Raw genomic sequence first — 18,733 nt, 5'->3', positions numbered from 1 at the left:
ACGCCGTACTGGTTTAAAGTTAATCCACTATATTGAATATCGTCAACCTTGTCAGGGGGGGGGCTTGATTTTATTGTTCGCTTTGCGCGGCTTTTTTGGCTGCCTTGGCGGCTTTGCGCTGCGCCCGCTTTTCGCTCAACTTGGTACGGTAGAACTGAAGGCGTTGGCGTTTTTTCCACCAGAACCATGCCAACGCTACTGCCAATATACCCAAAACAGTAAAGATGCCGGATTGCAGGCTGTGCATTTTTGCCATCAGCCAATCGATGTTGTTCGCACCGTATTCGCCCAAATAAATCCAAACCGGCACGGAAATCAATGCGGCAAGCCCGTCCATCAGAATGAAACGGGTATAGGAAACTTTGCGGCTGATGCCCGCAGTCACGAAAACGGCGGTACGCAAACCGGGCAGGAAGCGAGCGACGAACAATACCCAGTTGCCGTATTTGTCGAATTTTTCCTGCACCTGCGCGTAACGCTTGGGCGTCATCACGCGGGCAATCGGTTTGAACTTAAGGATTTTCTGCCCCCACAAGCGTCCGGCGACAAACATAAATCCGTCGCCCGCCAACACGCCGAGCATACCGACGACAACCATCCAATGCGAATTGGTGTACCCCAAGCCGGAAATCACACCGCCTGTCACCAGCGTCAAATCTTCGGGAATCGGTACGCCAAAGCCGCAGATGACCAAAACGAAAAACACGGCTGCGTAGCCGTATTGGACAAAAAAGGCTTCTAAAAAGGCAAACATGGCGTATCCGTCGGTTGTAATGTGGAGGGAAAATTCATTTGAACTGAATGTCGTATTTTACCAAAGATAGGGTCGTCTGAAAGAAATAACAAGGAAGGTTATGAAAATAGGTGTGAACAATATGAATTGATGTGTTTCAGACGACCTCGAATCCTAAAAAACACAATCACAATGGATTAACCTTAAACCGGCATGGCGTTCCCCCGCCTTGCCCTGATTTAAAATCAATCCACTGTACCGCCGTTCCCGCTTGCGTGGAAACGACGGCAGTTCCAAGGTTTGCTAAAAACCTGATTGATTTTTTGACGGCATTACTGCTTGCCGGTGATGGCTGCCGCGATGCGTTCCGCGCCCTTTTTCGCCCAGTCCGCCTGACGCGCTTCGACCATGACGCGCACGACCGGTTCGGTACCTGATGCGCGCAATACGACGCGGCCTTTGCCTTCGAGCTCTTTTTCTACTTCAGCCAATACATCTTTCGAGGCTTCCTGCCATTTCTGACCTTTTTGAATGCGCACGTTGATCATGGTTTGCGGATACGGCTGCCAGTCGGCGCAAACGGTGGCAAGGTCTTGGTTCAGGATTTGCAGCGCCGCCAAAACTTGCAGCGCGGAGATGATACCGTCGCCGGTGTTGTGTTTGTCCATACACAAAATATGGCCGCTGGCTTCGCCGCCGATGAGCCAGCCGCGTTGGTTCAGTTGTTCCAACACATAGCGGTCGCCGACTTTGGCTCGGCAGAAATCGACGCCCTGCTCTTTCAGGGCAATTTCCATCGCCATATTGGTCATGACCGTACCGACCACGCCGCCGATGTTGATGCCTTCGCGGGCGCGGGCTTTGGCAATGACGTAAATCAGGCTGTCGCCGTCGTACACTTTGCCGTTGCGGTCGACCATCATCAGGCGGTCGCCGTCGCCGTCCAACGCGATGCCGTAGTCGGCTTCGTTTTGCAATACGGCAGCCTGCAAGGCTTTGGGATGGGTTGCGCCGCATTTTTCGTTGATGTTGTAGCCGTTGGGTTCGTCGCCGATGCTGACGACTTGCGCGCCGAGTTCGTGGAACACTTTGGGCGCAACGTCATAGCCTGCGCCATGCGCGGTATCGACCACCAATTTCAGGCCGCGCAAATCCAAATGGCTGGGGAAGGTGGATTTGCAGAATTCGATATAGCGGTCGTCCGCTCCGTTGATGCGGCGGGCGCGTCCGAGGCGGGCGGACGGCTGGGTTTTCATTTCCTCGTCGATTTTGGCTTCGATTTCCAACTCGATTTCATCACTCAGTTTCACGCCGCCTTCGGCAAAGAATTTGATGCCGTTGTCGGAATAGACGTTGTGCGACGCGGAAATCATCACGCCGGCGGACAAACGCAGCGCACGGGTCAGATAAGCCATACCCGGCGTAGGCAGCGGGCCGGTTTGGATGACGTTGACACCTGCGGCGGTAAAACCCGCCACCAGCGCGGCTTCAAGCATGTAGCCGGAAATACGCGTGTCTTTGCCGATAAGGACAGTCGGCTTCTGCCCGCCGTCATGCTGCACCAACACCTGCCCCGCCGCATAACCGAGCTTCAATACGAAATCGGGGGTAATCGGGAATTGACCGACTTCGCCGCGCACGCCGTCCGTGCCAAAATATTTTTTTGCCATAAATTTGCTCCGTGAGGATGTTTTTAAAATGAGAATACCCGTGAATGTTATAACGGGCAGTATAGGGGATTTTATGCAAACCTGTTGGGATTTATGTTTAGCGTTATTAGATTGAGCCTGAGCGGTATAGTTTCTTATCTTATCAAAATCCGAAACAAGTTAACCGGATTAAACAAACAGGTCGTCTGAAACCGTCCAACTCGTTTTCAGACGACCTCTTTATCACCACTTCAGGGGCTGCCGACATTTCATTTTCCAAGTGGTTTTTTTGCTTCCAAAACGAAAACTATCGGACGCCGGCAGGCCCTAAGGCATCCCACACCTTCAACGCATCCGCCGTCGCCTTCACATCATGCACGCGCACGATTTGCGCACCGCGCGCCACAGAAGCCAGCGCTGCCGCCACGCTGCCGTGTACGCGTTCCGCCGCATCTGCCTCGCCGGTCAGCTCGCCTATCATGCGTTTGCGCGACACGCCGATCAGCAGCGGAAAACCCGTTTCCGCCATCAATTCGGGCAAGTGCCGCATCAGCGCGATATTGTGTTGCAGGTTTTTACCGAAACCGAACCCCGGATCAAGCGTGATGCGTTGCGGGGCGATGCCTGCCGCGATACATTCCGCCGCCCTCTCTTTCAAATACCGCGCCACTTCGCCGACAACATCTTGATATTTCGGATTAATCTGCATGTTTTCGGGCAAACCCTGCATGTGCATCAGGCAAATGCCCGTGTCCGCCTGACGCGCCAGCAATTCGACCGCGCCTTCGTCGGTCAACGCCGCTATATCATTAATAATATCGACACCGCCGAGTGCCAACGCTTTTTCCATAATCACCGTGCGGCGCGTGTCCAAACTGACGGGAACGCCCCACCCCGCCACTTCCGCCAATACAGGCTTAACCCGCGCCCATTCTTCTTCAGGCGAAACATAATCCGCACCCGGCCGCGTCGATTCGCCGCCGATGTCGAGAATGTCCGCGCCCTCCTTTAGAAGCTGTTCGGCGTGTGCCAAGGCTGTTTGGGCGTTTTGCGAATATACGCCGCCGTCGGAAAAAGAATCGGGCGTCAGGTTGACGATACCCATGATTTTCGGCTTGTTCAAACCGATTTCAAACCTGCCTGCCTGCCAGATGCGCGTGGTCATGATGGTGTTCCGTAAAATAATGAAGACGAAATTATAGGTCGTCTGAAAACATCATGCAGCTTTCAGACGACCCCGTTTTACAAATCCTGCCGTTTAATGCAAAAATCAGGTTTCCCGTCCCCATCCGTCTGACAAAGGAAGCATCATGTACCGACACGTCGAATACTATCCCGGCGACCCGATTTTGAGTTTGGTCGAAACCTTCAAAAACGACCCTCGCCCTGAAAAAGTCAATTTGAGCATAGGCATTTATTTCGACGATGAAGGCAAAATGCCCGTATTGGAATCCGTGAACCGTGCCGAAACCGCCCGCGCCGCCACGCCTGCGCCGTCGCCCTACCTGCCGATGGAAGGTTTGAACACTTACCGCAGCGCGGTGCAACATTTATTGTTCGGCAAAGACAACCCCGCGCTTGCGCAAGGACGCATCGTTACCGTACAAACCTTGGGCGGATCGGGTGCGCTCAAAGTCGGAGCGGACTTCCTGCACCGCTGGTTCCCCGCAGCGCGTGCCTACGTCAGCGACCCGACTTGGGACAACCACCGCGGCATTTTTGAAGGCGCGGGTTTCGAGGTCGACACTTATCCTTATTACGACCCCGCCACCGTCGGTGTGAAATTCGACGAAATGACCGCGTTTTTCAATACCCTGCCCGAACACAGCGTCTTAATCCTACACCCCTGCTGCCACAACCCGACCGGCGTGGATATGTCGGAACAGCAATGGGACGAAGTGTTGCAAATCATCAAAACGCGCAAACTGATTCCGTTTATGGACATCGCCTACCAAGGCTTCGGCGGCGATTTGGACAGCGATGCCTACGCCATCCGCAAAGCGGTGGAAATGGAATTGCCGCTGTTCGTCAGCAATTCATTCTCGAAAAACCTGTCGCTCTACGGCGAGCGCGTCGGCGGTTTGAGCGTGGTTTGCCCGAATAAAGAAGAAGCGGAATTGGTGTTCGGACAGATCAAATTCACCGTCCGCCGCATCTACTCCAGTCCGCCCGCGCACGGTGCCTATATCGCCGCCGATGTGATGAACAGCCCCGACCTTTACGCTTTGTGGCAAAACGAAGTTTACGTTATGCGCGACCGCATCCGCGCCATGCGGCAGAAACTTTACGACGTATTGACCGTCCAAATCCCTGACCGCGATTTCACTTATTTCATCAAACAGCGCGGCATGTTCAGCTACACAGGATTGAGCGTGGAACAAGTCCATAGGTTGCGCGACGAATTTGCCGTTTACCTGCTGGATTCGGGCAGGATGTGCGTCGCCGGGCTGAACGCATCGAATATCGCCTATGTTGCCGATGCGTTTGCCGAAGTGCTGAAATAAAGCGCAAAAAGTAAAAGGTCGTCTGAAACCCGATGTAGTTTTATTTGAAGTAAGTCAAAAGGCCGCCCGAAAAATTTTCATCTTTCAGACGGCCTCTCTATAATTGGCGCACCCAACAGGGATCGAACCTGTGACCTCCAGCTTCGGAAACTGACACTCTTCCAACTGAGCTATGGGTGCGAAGAAGGCGTAAGATTAACGCAAATCCCGCCTGTTGGCAAAGCCTATTATGCAGGATGGCGCAAACAAGACAAATTTGAAGAAAAATTCCATAAAATAATCAACAACATACACAACCCACCCCTTAACAGGCGGCAAAAAACCGCCGCCTTTGCGTATATTTTCCACGAGAGCGATTGGAAAGCCCTTGTGAATTCAGTATAATCCAGCAAAATATTGTTAACTGCGTTTAACACACCAAACTATAACTCAAAGCACAACCTAACCTAACGGCGAGGCCTACCAAATGAAACAACTCCGCGACTCCAAAGCCCAAGGCTCTGCATTGTTTACCCTTGTGAGCGGTATCGTTATTGCCATTGCAGTCATTTACTTCCTCATCAAATTGGCGGGCAGCGGCTCGTATGCAGACGTTGCCCAATCTTCCGAAACTGCTACCCAAACCCGCATCCAGCCCGTAGGACAGCTTACCTTGGGAGACGGCATTCCGGTAGGCGAACGCAAAGGCGATCAGATTTTCAACAAAATCTGTATCCAGTGTCACGGCGCAGACAAATCCGTCCCCAACGCGCCAAAAATCGAAAACAACGGCGAATGGGCTCCCCGTATCGCACAAGGCTTCGACACCCTTTTCCAACACGCTCTGAACGGCTTTAACGCCATGCCTGCAAAAGGCGGCGCAGCCGATTTGACCGACCAAGAACTCAAACGCGTCATCACTTACATGGCGAACAAGAGCGGCGGCACCTTCCCTGATCCGGATGCCGCAGCGCCTGCCGATCAAGCCGCTTCAGGCAATGCAGCCGCCTCCGCACCGGCCGCTGCCGGCTCTGCCCCCGCAGCCGATGCACCTAAAGCCGAAGACAAAGGCGCAGCCGCTCCTGCAGCCTCCGGCGCAGACGGTAAAAAAGTTTTCGAAGCAACCTGTCAGGCATGTCACGGCGGCGCAGTCCCCGGCATTCCCGGCATAGGTAAAAAAGACGAATGGGCTTCACGCATCAAACAAGGTAAAGAAACCCTGCACAAACACGCAATCGAAGGCTTCAACGCCATGCCTGCAAAAGGCGGCAACGCCGGCCTGAGCGACGATGAAGTCAAAGCAGCGGTCGACTACATGGCAAACCAATCAGGCGCTAAATTCTGATTTGTTCAAAAAACGCCATATATCCCATCAAAAACGCACCTTTAAACAAGGTGCGTTTTTTTATGAGTTCCAGGAAATATGTAATCCCCTATCAACGCAGGTTTGGGACAAATAACATCCCCACTTCATTTACGATATATAGTGGCTTAAATTTAAACCAGTACGGCGTTGCCTCGCCTTGCCGTACTATCTGTACTGTCTGCGGCTTCGTCGCCTTGTCCTGATTTAAATTTAATCCACTATATTTTATTCATTAACCCGTTCATTCTACCCTGCCTACACAAAACATACTGAGATAGAAAGAACAGCATTAAATTTTCTTTCAATTGGCAGCACAACAAGATTTTCAATTCACGCACATTGTTTATAAAAACCAATCTAAAAAAGGTCGTCTGAAACCTTATTTGGGTTTTCAGACGACCTTTTTTTACTTTTGAAGTTTACTGCTTATTTTGCTGCCGAAGCCGTAGAGGCTGCTTCGGCTTTTGCACCGACAGCTGCATCTTCACCCCATGCAGCAGGATATTTATAGCCTTCGAAGCGTTTGTGCGCATAGGCTTTGAACTCATCGGAGTTATAGGCTTCGGTTACATCTTTGAGCCATTGGCTGTCTTTATCGGCAGTTTTGACTGCTGCCCAGTTAACATAGGCAAAGCTCGGCTCTTGGAACAGGGCTTCGGTCAGCTTCATACCGCTGCTCATGGCATAGTTGCCGTTTACGATGGCGAAATCAACATCGGCGCGGCTGCGTGGCAGTTGCGCGGCTTCAAGTTCTACGATTTTGATGTTTTTCGGATTTTCGGCGATGTCTGCTTTGGAAGCAGTCAGCGGATTAACGCCGTCTTTCAGCTTAACCCAACCCAATTCGTTCAACATCACCAGCGCACGGGCGAAGTTGGACGGGTCGTTAGGCGCGGAAACACTGCTGCCGTCTTTGACTTCGTCCAAAGATTTCAGTTTGCCCGGATACAGGCCCAAAGGCGCAGTCGGCACTTGGAAAGTCTCAGTAATGTCTAATTTGTGTTCTTTTTTAAAGTCATCCAAATAAGGTTTGTGTTGGAAAATATTGATGTCCAGCTCGCCTTCGGCCAAAGCAAGGTTGGGACGGACGTAGTCGGTAAACTCGACCAGTTTGACGGTGTAGCCTTTTTTCTCCAGTGCAGGTTGGATTTGATCTTTGACCATGTCGCCAAAGTCGCCGACGGTTGTGCCGAAGACGATTTCCTTTTTCGCCGCGCTGTTGTCGGTAGCCGGCGATGCGGCGGATGCGGCAGGTGCGCTGTCTTTTTGACCGCCGCAGGCTGCCAACACAACGGCTAGCGCAGCAGCAGAAAGGGTTTTGATTAAGGTGTTCGCTTGCATATTTTGCTCCTGATTATTTATCGAAACGGTTTTCAGACGACCTCTGTCATCAAAAGATAAGGATTTTAAATCTATTTGGGCAGCTTGCGGACGTTTTTTGCAGAATCAAAATATTAAAAGGTCGTCTGAAACCTGATTTGGGTTTTCAGACGACCTTTTGACAGGTCACCACGAATCGGTTTTTACTTTATAAATCGATGTGTGAAGACAGTACCTGACCGCTGTTGGCATCGACGCGTACCTCGTATTTTTGGATGTTGTTGACGGTTTCCACTTTATAAACCGACGGGCCTTTTTTATAGCTCAAATCGGCATCCTTCGCGCGGCCGCCTGTTTTGGCTTCGGCTGCAGCAATCGCCTGTTTCAGGGAAATATTGGTGTTCGGCAGCGGTTGGAGCGGTTTTTTGTCGTAGTCTGGGCGGCTTTCGATGATGTGCCCGTTGGCTGCATCGACGAAAACTTCTTGTTTCTGGTCATCGGCAACTATTTCTACTTTATAGTAGCTCTGGCCGTTTTTGTGGCGGAAATCGACTTCGACGGCGCGGCCCGGAATTTTGGCCACTGCGTAATCGACAGCTTGGGCGGCACTGATTTTGCTACTGGAGAAAGCGGCGGCTTTGGTTCCGGGTATGGCACCTGCGGCATATGCACCGACACTGGCAGTACCGATGGTCAGAGCGGTTGCGACGGCGATGATGAGACCTTTTTTGCTGAATTTCATGATGTTTCCTTTTTTGTCGGATAAAAATAAAAATGTTTGTGTATTTGAAATCTGCCAACAGTGTCTGCTGGATTGAGCGTATTAAAACAAGCCAAACTTAAGCGAACCTTAAGAAAAAGATTTTTCTATAAATTTTATTCAAATTATTGTTTTTATTTTATATTTATTCCTCCAAATTTCTTAAGTTCTACTTAAGCCCAGCCTGTTTTAATGACAGGCCTCAACCTGAAACCAAGGGTAAAGCGGGCAGTCTGCATGATGTTCCATTACCATCCCGACTTTGGTTTTCAGACGACCCTGCCTTACAATATTGTTTTGAAGCAAGGCAGTACAACAAAACGAGTTTCAAGCCAATCCGCTATACAATCCATATCATATAGAGCCAATTAAAATAGAGGCATCCGGTTTTCGCTATGCCTTTTCTTGCGAAGTCGGGAAATGACGGGGCAGAGCGTCTTGATTTGAATTCACTGCATTTATCCGAACAAACAGGAGTATCTTTATGCGTATCCTGCTGGTGGAAGACGACCCGCACATCGGCGACGGCATTGCCGCCGGGCTGAAAAAGCTCGGTATGGCGGTGGACTGGTTTTCAGATGGCGCTCAAGGACAGTCCGCACCACTGGCTGCGCCTTATGATGCAGCGGTGTTGGATTTGGGGCTGCCGAACATCGACGGCATAGAAATATTGCGGCACTGGCGCAAACAAGGTCTGACGCTACCCGTGCTGATTCTGACGGCACGCGATGCGCTGCCCGACCGCCTGACCGGGTTGAACAGCGGCGCGGACGATTACCTGTGCAAACCGTTTGCATTGGAAGAACTTGAAGCACGGCTGAATGCCTTGGTGCGCCGCAGCCACGGACGCAGCGACAGCGGCCTGACCTTCGGCAGCCTGTATTTGGATACCTCCGCCCAAACCGCCACACTTGGCGGCAAGCCGCTGAACCTGACCGCGCGCGAATGGCGGCTGCTGGAAATGCTGGTCGCCAATCCGAAACACATCATCAGCCGCGCCCAAATCGAAGACAAACTATACGGCTGGGATCAAGAAGTTGAAAGCAACGCGGTCGAAGTGCATATCCACAACCTGCGTAAAAAAATCGGTTCATCCGTGATTCAAACCAAGCGCGGATTGGGTTACCAACTCGGAGAAATGCCTTAAGGTCGTCTGAAAACGCAAAAATTGAAGAAACAGCCCACTTGTACAAAAAGGTCGTTCCATGTTTAAAAAGCTTCCGCCCGAAACTTCTATCCGCAAACGCCTGATACTCTATATCGGCAGCGGACTGCTCTTGGCATGGTTCGCCGCCAACGCTGTTTCACTGGCAATGGCGTTACACGAACTGAACGAATCCGCCGACAGTCAGATGAGCGACCTTGCCCAATCACTGCCCTACATCGAACCGGAAAAAGCCGTGCTGCTGCCCAAAGTTAAAAAAAGCCTGGGCAAAGGCCATACCGGTTTTGCAGAAGACAAACAAAACGGCATCTCCGTCTGGAATGCAGACGGCAGGCTGTTGCTCTCAGACAAAAGGGGTAAAGAAATTCCATTCCGCAAAATTTCCGGCTTCACCGACATCGGGAAGCCTTGGCAGGAAAAAAGCCTACGCGTCATCTATTACCACGACGGGAAAACCGGACAGACAGTCGCCGTCGCCCAACCCTGGCGTAACCGCCTTGAAATTTTGTGGAATATTGTTTGGGCGCACCTTGCCGCCTCGCTGCTTGTTCTGCCGCTGATGGTGTTGCTACTGCATCTGGCGGTCAAACGCAGCATCTACCCGCTGAAAGAGCTCGCATCAGAATTGTCCGAACGCCGCGCCGACAACCTTGCTCCCGTCAGCCGAGCCGTACCGCAGGAAACCCAAACCCTGGTCGACGCCCTCAACCGCCTGTTCGCCCGCGTTCAGACCAGCATCGAACGCGAACAACGCTTTACCTCCGATGCTGCCCACGAACTGCGCAGCCCGCTTGCCGCATTGAAAGTGCAGGCCGAAGTCCTCGCCCTCAGCGACACTGCCGAACAGCCCTACCACCTGCAACAAATCCAACAAAGCCTCAACCGCGCCGAACACCTAATCAACCAACTGCTCACGCTGGCACGGCTCGATCCCGAACAAGGCCTGAAAAATACCACCCCCATCAATTGGGAGAGCCTCAGCAGCCAAGTGCTGCAAAACACCAACCTCCCCGCCCGCGAAAAACGCATCCGCCTCAAGCGCGAATTTCTTGCCGAGCCGCCCCTCCTGCAAGGCGACGACGCGCTACTGCAACTCATGTTGCGCAACCTGCTCGACAACGCTGTGCGCTATTCGCCCGAAAACAGCGAGGTTGGACTGTATTTTCACGCTGACCGTATCGAAGTACGTGACCAAGGCACCGGCATCGCCCCCGAACACCTGTCGCGGATTAAAGAACGTTTCTACCGTCCTGCCGGACAAAATGCCCAAGGCAGCGGACTGGGTTTGTCCATCGCCGAACACATCGCCAAACTCCACGGCCTGACGTTGAAACTTGAAAACCGCGACGGAGGAGGTTTGAGTGCATGGCTGGAGAGAGCCTGACAATAAGTACAAAACAGCAGCTTCCTATATTTGGCAAACGCTTCCCCCAATCACCCAAAGGTCGTCTGAAATTCCTGACAAATCAGGTTTTCAGACGACCCTCTATAATCAATTAAAATAAAAAACACCCAATATCCTTCATTTCCGCGCAGGTAGAAATCCGAATCTGGAGTTTTCAAAAATACTCAAGGATTGCAGCGAATACAATATCTAAACGGAAGGTGCAGAACACTTTTGTTTCTAGCTCTGAAAACAGTTCCGATTAAATAATCAGCCTTCCTACCCTCGACACCTTGGGTTTATCAAACTCTGCATCCTTACAAGAAACACACCTTTAAAAACATAGAAATATTCAAACCAAGCATACGGCAAAACTAAAAGGTCGTCTGAAAGCACGGTTCTGACAAAATCAAAACCGCCCGTTTCCAGACGACCTCTTGCCCCATCAGGCGTATTTCAACTAAACAATCAAATAGAAAAGTCCTCGACTACTGGAGTATAAAGCGTTCTATCGACCACTTCACGCGTCAACTTAGGCGCGAACAATTCTATAAAATCATATGCATACCCCCTAAGATAGGTATCTTTCCTAACGGCAATCCAAGTTGGAGACGACTCAAACAAATGTGAGGCGTCCACTAATTCCAGATCCGTGTCATTCTCAGGATCGTAAGCCATCTTCGCCATCAACCCGACACCAAGACCCAAACGGACATACGTCTTTAAAACATCCGTGTCCGCTGCCGACAACACAACATCGGGCTGCTCTAATCTGGCTTTATTAAAAGCCCGGGCAATACTACTCCCCTGATTGAACGCAAATTCATAAGTAATCAAGGGAAAAGAGGCCAAATCCTCAATACTCAAAGGATTTTTACAATCCAACAAAGGATGTTCATGCGGCACGATAACCGCATGATTCCATTCATAACAAGTTAATTTACCCAACTCCGGATGCTCATCGATACGCTCAGTTACAATCGCAATATCCGCCTCTCCGTTGCTGACCATCTGGGCGATGGCCGCAGGACTGCCCTGCTTGATGGTCAGTGTTACCTTCGGATAACGTTTGACAAATTCCGCCACAATCAAAGGCAGGGCATAACGTGCCTGCGTATGAGTCGTCGCAACAATCAACGAACCACTGTCATGATCAGTAAACTCACTGCCTATATTTTTAATATTCTGCACATCGCGCAAAATCCGTTCTACAATTTCCAACACAGCCTTGCCGGGCTGCGACACAGAAACCACGCGTTTGCCGCTGCGGATAAAAATCTGTACGCCCAACTCCTCCTCAAGAAGCCTGATTTGCTTGGAAATACCCGGCTGGGAGGTAAAAAGGGCTTCAGCAGCTTCAGACACATTCAGATTATGCCGGTACACCTCCAATGCATACCGTAATTGCTGTAATTTCATAAACGGCTCGTGTTCTATATATTTGTATGATTTGTGCGACAAATGGCAGACAATTTAACATATTTTTCCTAAATTGTCGGCAGCACCCTCACCTCAAATAAAAACTTTTGTTTTAAATAGTACTATACAAACCGATTATCGAAACCAACATTTCCCTCAGTACAAACTGTATCCTTCATACAACAACAAATGGCAACAAACTCCGATTTACCCATAAATAAATGACACAAACTTGATTTTTAGGCATGATTCGAAGCTAGGAAGCAGGCAGTTTCATGATTGTATGAGGCATTGAGTATTGACAGTAGGCACCATGCTTCTTTATAGTGCAGACTGATATATCCGATTTGCCGCTGCTTAGTATGCTGCGGCCTGTATATTGGTAATTTGCAGCGGTTCTTAAACACCCGCCGCATAACAATTTAGATGAGGGAATAAAATGACCAAACAGCTGAAATTAAGCGCATTGTTCGTTGCATTGGTTGCTTCCGGCACCGCAATGGCAAGCGAACCGCATACCAAACACGGCTACACCGTAAGCAGCCAGTCTCAAGAAGTTGTCCGCAACAACTATGGCGAATGCTGGAAAAACAGCTATTTCGACAAAGAAACCCAAGGTCGTGTCGAATGTGGCGACCGTGAAGCAGTAGCCGCAGTCCAACAAGCTCCAGAATATGTTGATGAAACCGTATCTCTGTCTTCTAAAACACTGTTCGGCTTCGATAAAGACAACCTCCGCCCTGAGGCTCAAGAGAACCTGAACGCATTAGCCCAACGCCTGAACAATGAAAATGTTCAAACTGTGCGTGTCGAAGGTCACACCGACTTTATGGGTTCAGAAGAGTACAACCAAGCTCTGTCCGAACGCCGTGCAAACGTAGTTGCCAACTACTTGGTTGGCCGTGGTATTCCTTCCAGCAAAGTTTCCGCTGTAGGTCTTGGCGAATCTCAAGCTCAAATGACTGCCACTTGTGAAGCAGAAGTAGCAAAACTGGGCAAAAAAGTATCCAAAGCCAAAAAACGTGCTGCTTTGATTGCATGTATCGAACCTGATCGTCGTGTTGACGTGAAAATCCGCAGCACTGTTACCAAACAAGTTGCCCCAGGCCAAACAATTGAAGGTCAAGGTGAGCGTCCTGCAGTAGATGAAGGCTGGATTCCTTCTCCCTACAACGGTGTACACGGTTACGCCAAACCTTAACTAAATTTAGTTTTAATTCAAAACCCCGCCTCTGCGGGGTTTTCTTATATTTTTATTTTCTCCTCTACAAATTAAGAGACTTTTTATCCCCTCTTACACCCACCTCTATAAATAATCAAAAAAATCAATAAACAAAACTTAATGAAAAACAAATAAAAAAGTATCCTAAGATTACTCAGGATACCCTCTTCAAGTCTCATATCATCAAGTAAAATTACTTAACCTCTATCTTTTCTACTCCGCCCATATAAGGCTGCAAAGCAGCAGGAATATTGATGCTGCCGTCGGCGTTTTGATGGTTTTCCAAAACAGCAACCAAAGTACGGCCGACTGCCAAGCCGGAGCCGTTTAAGGTGTGTACCAAGCGGTTTTTGCCGTTTTCGTCTTTAAAACGCGCCTTCATGCGGCGAGCTTGGAAATCTTCGCAGTTGGAACAGCTTGAGATTTCGCGGTAGGTGTTTTGCGCGGGAACCCAGACTTCCAAATCATAGGTCTTAGTCGCGCCGAAGCCCATGTCGCCGGTACACAGGGTAATCACGCGGTAGGGCAGCTCCAAGGCCTTCAGGATGTTTTCGGCATGACCGACCATTTCTTCCAGCGCTTCGTATGATTTTTCGGGATGAACGATTTGCACCATTTCCACTTTGTCGAATTGGTGTTGTCGAATCAGGCCGCGCACGTCTTTGCCGTATGCGCCCGCTTCGGAGCGGAAACATGGGGAATGGGCGGTCAGCTTCAGCGGCAAATCGCTGCCTGCCACGATGCTGTCGGCAACGGTATTGGTCAGCGTCACTTCGGCGGTCGGAATCAGATATTGCGTTTTTTTGCTCTCGTCACCGCCGCGGGTAACATGGAACAAATCTTCTGCAAATTTAGGCAGTTGGCCTGTGCCTTGCAGGGTGGTGTCGTCCACGATGTAGGGCGTGTAATGCTCGGTGTAGCCGTGTTTCAGCGTGTGCGTATCGAGCATGAATTGCGCCAGCGCGCGGTGCAGGCGGGCGATTTGACCTTTCATGACGGTAAAGCGCGCACCGGAGAGTTTCGCGCCGCCTTCGAAATCCAAGCCCAAAGGTTCGCCCAAATCGACATGGTCTTTGATTTCAAAGTCAAATTCGCGCGGCGTGCCGACTTTGCGGACTTCGACGTTTTCGGTTTCGTCTTTACCGACGGGTACACTTTCGTGCGGCAGGTTGGGAATGCTCAACAACCATGCGTCCAATTCTTTCTGAACGGCATCCAAATCGGCAGCGGCCTGCTCCAAATCGGTTTTGATTTGGGCGACTTGATCCATGGCTGCCTGCGCCTCTTCGTGTTTGCCCTGTCCTTTCAATGCGCCGATTTGTTTGGAAATGCTGTTGCGCGAGGCTTGCAGTTCTTCGGTTTTCACTTGGACGGCTTTGCGCTGCTCTTCCAAGGCATTGAAACGTGCGGTATCAAACTCGTAACCGCGCTGCGCCAAACGTTCAGCGACGGCTGCGGTGTGGCTGCGGAGCTGTTGGATGTCTAACATTTTGTTATTCTCTCGATAGAATTCAGAAATGGCATTATTGTAAACCAAATCGCCAATCTTTTCATGACAACACTTTTATTCAAAAACCCCTTTCTTACATATCATCCATTGCAGAAAAAGCAAGAATGGGATAGAATCCATCGTTTTGTCAAACCTTGCCTTTTGCTTTCGCATGGCAAAAGGCTGTATTTAATCATCCATAAGGAGATAACATGCGTCATTATGAGATCGTGTTTATCGTTCATCCTGATCAAAGCGAGCAAGTGCCTGCTATGGTTGAACGTTACAAAACCATGATTGCCGAAGCCGGCGGCAAAATCCACCGCTTGGAAGACTGGGGCCGCCGTCAACTGGCTTACCCGATTAACAAAATCCACAAAGCACACTATGTTTTGATGAACATCGAAACTACTCCTGAAGTAGTTGAAGAGCTGGAAACCGCTTTCCGCTTTAACGATGCCGTACTGCGCCATCTGACCATCAAGACAAAACATGCTGTAACCGAAGCCTCTCCTATGCTGGGCGGCGAAAAAGCAAAAAACTTGCTGAACGGTGCGGCTGAAGAAGTTGCAGCAGCCGAATAAGATTGGATAATCTTACAAAGCTTACCGCCCTGATTTACAAGGTTGAATCCTTGAGATACACACCGGCAGGAATCCCTGTTTTGGATATTATGTTAAAGCATGAATCTTGGCAGGAAGAAAACGGGCAAAAATGCCTGGTCAGTTTTGAAATTCCCGCGCGTATTTTAGGTAAGCAGGCTGAAGAATGGCAGTATCGGCAAGATACGATGGTTGAAGCAGAAGGCTTTCTCGCACAGCGAAGCAAACGCTTCCCAAGGCCGATACTCCGCATACAGAACATTAAAGAATATAAAGGTTAAACGACAATGGCTCGTCAATCATTCAAACGTAGAAAATTCTGCCGCTTTACGGCTGAAAAAATCCAAGAAGTCGATTACAAACAAGTTGATCTGCTGAAAGACTTCATTTCTGAAAACGGCAAAATCATCCCTGCCCGCATCACTGGCACCAAAGCGCATTACCAACGCCAATTGGCTACTGCAGTCAAACGCGCACGCTTCCTGGCTCTGTTGCCTTACACCGATCAACACAAATAATTTTGGAGTTTAAATCATGCAAATTATTCTGTTAGAGAAAATCGGCGGTTTGGGCAACTTGGGCGACATCGTTACCGTAAAAAACGGTTACGCCCGCAACTTCCTGATTCCTGCCGGCAAAGCCAAACGCGCTACTGAAGCCAATATGAAAGAATTCGAAGCACGCCGTGCCGAATTGGAAGCCAAACAAGCCGAAATCTTGGCCGATGCTAAAGCACGTCAAGAAAAACTGGACGGTCAAACCATCACTATCGCTCAAAAAGCCGGTGTGGACGGTCGTCTGTTCGGTTCCGTTACCAATGCCGACATCGCTGCTGCGATTGTTGCTTCAGGCGTTGAAGCTGCAAAATCCAACGTCCGCCTGCCTAACGGCCCTTTGAAAGCCGTAGGCGAGTACGAAGTTGAAGTGGCTCTGCACACTGACGCTGTTGCTGCGATTACCGTTGCTGTTGTTGCGGCTGCCGAGTAATAGACAGTCTTAAAAGGTCGTCTGAAAGGAAAGGGAATGTATATTCCTACCGTCTTTCAGACGACCTTTTTGCATAATGAAGGCTGCTTCCTTAGTGACTATAAATTCAGATATGAAAAAATTTATCCCTTTCATCGCAATATCAACCGCGTTGCTACTTTCCGCTTGTAGCACAACCAAAACAAACGTTGAGTCTGCTAAAACGGTTGAACCGATCAATCAAAGCAAAAACCAGCGTCCTGCTTTTGATTCTGCTGCGGAATCGGTTGCCAGCAGCGGCTTTAATGCCAATACCAATGTCCGCCAGTTTATCCGTTATGAGGCAGCGAAAAAGCAGTTTACAGAAGCCGAGCTGCAAAACTTTTTCAATGGCGTGGTTTACAAGGGCAATATCATCAATATCATGTACCGCCCGTCAACTTCCCGCCCTTGGTATGAATTCCGCACGGGCAACTCCGGCGCGATGAAATTTAACGGCGGCAAACAGTTTTACGCTGCCAACCGTGCCGTTATCGATGATGTGGCACGCAAATACGGCGTACCTGCCGAGCTGATTGTGGCGATTATCGGCATTGAAACCAACTACGGTAAAAATACAGGCAGCTTCCGCGTTGCCGATGCTTTGAGTACCTTGGGTTTTGATTATCCGCGCCGCGCCGAGTTTTTCCAAAACGAGCTGATTGAGCTTTTGCTGATGGCGAAAGAAGAAAAAGAGAACGTTTTTGACTTCAAAGGCAGCTATGCGGGCGCAATGGGTATGCCGCAATTCATGCCTTCAAGCTATCGCAAATGGGCGGTCGATTATGATGGCGACGGACACCGCGATATTTGGAACAATATCGGCGACGTTGCCGCCTCTGTTGCCAATTATATGAAGCAACACGGCTGGAAAACAGGCGGCAAAATGATTGTTCCCGTCAATCTGACAATTACGCCTGATTTAAAAGCCATCATTGATGAAAAAACCGCATTGAACCGTACCGTTGCGGATTTCAAAGCGATGGGCGTGGTTCCGCAAAAAGCGGTTGCCGACAATGAGAAAGCCGTTTTATTCAGCTTGGAAACCAGTCCGGGCGTATTTGAATATTATCTCGGTCTGAATAATTTCTATACGGTTTGGCAGTATAACAACAGCCGGATGTATGTTACCGCCGTGCGCGACATTGCGAATGCAATCAACAACAACGGTTTGTAATGTTTAAAAACCACCTTCTCCAAGGTGGTTTTTTATTTGAGGGCCTGAAACAAATCCACTCTAAATTCAAGCAATCAAACGGATTTTCATGCCGTAACGCTTTTTGCCATGTCCCGATACAAACTGCCCACCGCGCGCAGGCGATAAAAATGCGTTACCTTCTGCGGTAGGCTCGGCGCAGGTGTATTGTCCGTTGCGGTCGCTCCAAAGCGCGTAAACGGGCAGGTTTTGCGTTCGGATGTCGAGTTTCAGTCCATCAAACGCAACATGTGTATCCGACGGCGAGGCGACAAATTCCGTGTGTGCGATATATAGTGGATTAACTTTAAACCAGTACGGCGTTGCCTCGCCTTGCCGTACTATCTGTACTGTCTGCGGCTTCGTCGCCTTGTCCTGATTTAAATTTAATCCACTATAGTCGGCATCGTAGGGCGCGCCGTTGAAATCGAATTGGGTGCCGACGGCGGGGAAATAGGGATGGAAACCGGGTGAAGTGCGCACGGGCGCGTCGCCGTAATTGCAGACGGTCAGCGTGGCGACTGCTTCGTTTTCGTTCGGCAGGCTGTAATCCAGCAGCCATTCGACGTTTTCGTAGCCCTTTGCCGTACTGATTAATCTCAAGCCGACATCCGATTCGTTTTGATAACGGACTTGCCAAGTAGAGGTTCTGCCGAAACCGTGTTGCGCCAAATGGTTTTTACTGTCCGGTCCGAACTGCGGCAGGCAGACGTGCATCCCGCCGCGTAATTTTGTGTCAGTACCGACTTGGACGCTGGTTTTCGGGAATAACACTTCCCGACCGTGTAAAACCAAATTGTCCACATATGCACCCAAGGTGTTTATCTGCATGGATGCGGAATGATTGCGTAAGATGATTTCAGACATAGTGATTTGTTCTTCAAGATATTTTAGATTTTGTAATATTCTAACGATTATACACGCGCCTTTCTCGATATGCA

The 18,733-nt window shown here is 49.9% G+C and carries 18 protein-coding genes, 1 tRNA gene and 1 pseudogene; 10 read left to right on the top strand and 10 right to left on the bottom strand.

All coding sequences use genetic code 11. The features are described 5' to 3' along the window. Positions 1–70: 70 nt before the first annotated feature. The 3 genes from HMPREF2954_RS05640 to folP form a co-directional block, all read right to left on the bottom strand. Complete coding sequence (locus HMPREF2954_RS05640; RefSeq protein ID WP_003763064.1) at positions 71–754, bottom strand: DedA family protein; 684 nt, start codon at positions 752–754, stop codon at positions 71–73. 311 nt (positions 755–1,065) lie between these two features. After that, entirely contained in the window at positions 1,066–2,403 is a 1,338-nt protein-coding gene (glmM, locus tag HMPREF2954_RS05635) for a phosphoglucosamine mutase (RefSeq protein WP_045075022.1), read from the bottom strand. 286 nt (positions 2,404–2,689) lie between these two features. Further along, entirely contained in the window at positions 2,690–3,547 is an 858-nt protein-coding gene (gene folP / locus HMPREF2954_RS05630; protein ID WP_045075024.1) for a dihydropteroate synthase, read from the bottom strand. 145 nt (positions 3,548–3,692) lie between these two features. On the opposite strand from folP, the gene HMPREF2954_RS05625 reads away from it, so the two are divergent. Continuing rightward, positions 3,693–4,886 carry an amino acid aminotransferase gene (locus HMPREF2954_RS05625; RefSeq protein ID WP_045075025.1) on the top strand — a complete coding sequence of 398 codons (1,194 nt, stop codon included), beginning with the start codon at positions 3,693–3,695 and terminating at the stop codon, positions 4,884–4,886. Positions 4,887–4,990: 104 nt separating this feature from the next. On the opposite strand, the gene HMPREF2954_RS05620 is transcribed toward HMPREF2954_RS05625, so the two are convergent. Further along, positions 4,991–5,066 (bottom strand) — tRNA-Arg (locus HMPREF2954_RS05620). Between the two features lie 286 nt (positions 5,067–5,352). Here HMPREF2954_RS05620 and HMPREF2954_RS05615 point away from each other — a divergent pair. Further along, entirely contained in the window at positions 5,353–6,210 is an 858-nt protein-coding gene (locus tag HMPREF2954_RS05615) for a c-type cytochrome (RefSeq protein ID WP_045075037.1), read from the top strand. Between the two features lie 124 nt (positions 6,211–6,334). Here the strand turns inward: HMPREF2954_RS05615 and HMPREF2954_RS12950 are convergent. The 3 genes and pseudogenes from HMPREF2954_RS12950 to HMPREF2954_RS05605 form a co-directional block, all read right to left on the bottom strand. Next, positions 6,335–6,457: pseudogene (locus HMPREF2954_RS12950) on the bottom strand (IS5/IS1182 family transposase); the annotation flags it as partial. 200 nt (positions 6,458–6,657) lie between these two features. Continuing rightward, positions 6,658–7,572, bottom strand: coding sequence for a MetQ/NlpA family ABC transporter substrate-binding protein (locus HMPREF2954_RS05610; RefSeq protein ID WP_045075040.1), 915 nt, complete (start codon positions 7,570–7,572; stop codon positions 6,658–6,660). A 187-nt stretch (positions 7,573–7,759) separates the two neighbouring features. Continuing rightward, positions 7,760–8,293 (bottom strand): PepSY domain-containing protein, encoded by a 534-nt coding sequence (locus HMPREF2954_RS05605; RefSeq protein ID WP_009312317.1) that lies wholly within the window; start codon positions 8,291–8,293, stop codon positions 7,760–7,762. Positions 8,294–8,795: 502 nt separating this feature from the next. Here HMPREF2954_RS05605 and HMPREF2954_RS05600 point away from each other — a divergent pair. Next, positions 8,796–9,458 (top strand): response regulator, encoded by a 663-nt coding sequence (locus tag HMPREF2954_RS05600; RefSeq protein ID WP_003768778.1) that lies wholly within the window; start codon positions 8,796–8,798, stop codon positions 9,456–9,458. A 58-nt stretch (positions 9,459–9,516) separates the two neighbouring features. Next, positions 9,517–10,860, top strand: a complete 1,344-nt coding sequence (locus HMPREF2954_RS05595; RefSeq protein WP_045075046.1) for an ATP-binding protein — start codon at positions 9,517–9,519, stop codon at positions 10,858–10,860. A 468-nt stretch (positions 10,861–11,328) separates the two neighbouring features. Here the strand turns inward: HMPREF2954_RS05595 and HMPREF2954_RS05590 are convergent, their stop codons facing one another. Then, on the bottom strand, positions 11,329–12,279 hold the full coding sequence (locus HMPREF2954_RS05590; protein WP_045075049.1) for a CysB family HTH-type transcriptional regulator: 951 nt from the start codon (positions 12,277–12,279) through the stop codon (positions 11,329–11,331). A 439-nt stretch (positions 12,280–12,718) separates the two neighbouring features. On the opposite strand from HMPREF2954_RS05590, the gene HMPREF2954_RS05585 reads away from it, so the two are divergent. After that, the gene (locus tag HMPREF2954_RS05585) at positions 12,719–13,480 is read left to right on the top strand and encodes an OmpA family protein (protein ID WP_039410658.1); all 762 of its coding nucleotides are present in this window, start codon (positions 12,719–12,721) and stop codon (positions 13,478–13,480) included. Positions 13,481–13,694: 214 nt separating this feature from the next. Here HMPREF2954_RS05585 and serS read toward each other — a convergent pair whose 3' ends face one another. Further along, positions 13,695–14,990, bottom strand: coding sequence for a serine--tRNA ligase (gene serS, locus HMPREF2954_RS05580; protein ID WP_039410661.1), 1,296 nt, complete (start codon positions 14,988–14,990; stop codon positions 13,695–13,697). Positions 14,991–15,202: 212 nt separating this feature from the next. On the opposite strand from serS, the gene rpsF reads away from it, so the two are divergent. The 5 genes from rpsF (at position 15,203) to mltB (ending at position 17,774) form a co-directional block, all read left to right on the top strand. Next, a complete protein-coding gene (rpsF, locus tag HMPREF2954_RS05575) occupies positions 15,203–15,574 on the top strand; it encodes a 30S ribosomal protein S6 (protein ID WP_003757376.1) in 372 nt (123 codons plus the stop codon). A gap of 2 nt (positions 15,575–15,576) precedes the next feature. Next, the gene (gene priB / locus HMPREF2954_RS05570) at positions 15,577–15,873 is read left to right on the top strand and encodes a primosomal replication protein N (protein ID WP_003757378.1); all 297 of its coding nucleotides are present in this window, start codon (positions 15,577–15,579) and stop codon (positions 15,871–15,873) included. 6 nt (positions 15,874–15,879) lie between these two features. Further along, positions 15,880–16,110, top strand: a complete 231-nt coding sequence (gene rpsR / locus HMPREF2954_RS05565; RefSeq protein ID WP_003678863.1) for a 30S ribosomal protein S18 — start codon at positions 15,880–15,882, stop codon at positions 16,108–16,110. A 16-nt stretch (positions 16,111–16,126) separates the two neighbouring features. Continuing rightward, entirely contained in the window at positions 16,127–16,579 is a 453-nt protein-coding gene (gene rplI, locus HMPREF2954_RS05560; RefSeq protein WP_003743490.1) for a 50S ribosomal protein L9, read from the top strand. Between the two features lie 112 nt (positions 16,580–16,691). Continuing rightward, entirely contained in the window at positions 16,692–17,774 is a 1,083-nt protein-coding gene (mltB, locus tag HMPREF2954_RS05555) for a lytic murein transglycosylase B (RefSeq protein WP_045075051.1), read from the top strand. 66 nt (positions 17,775–17,840) lie between these two features. Here the strand turns inward: mltB and HMPREF2954_RS13230 are convergent, their stop codons facing one another. Continuing rightward, positions 17,841–18,659: an aldose epimerase family protein gene (locus HMPREF2954_RS13230; RefSeq protein ID WP_321178155.1), complete on the bottom strand. Its 819-nt coding sequence runs from the start codon at positions 18,657–18,659 to the stop codon at positions 17,841–17,843. Positions 18,660–18,733 lie beyond the last annotated feature (74 nt).

The sequence above is a fragment of the Neisseria sp. HMSC067H09 genome, assembly GCF_001814135.1.
Taxonomy (GTDB): Bacteria; Pseudomonadota; Gammaproteobacteria; order Burkholderiales; family Neisseriaceae; genus Neisseria.
The sequence above is the reverse complement of the archived record's forward strand: the minus strand, read 5'-3'. Positions and strand labels throughout refer to the sequence as shown.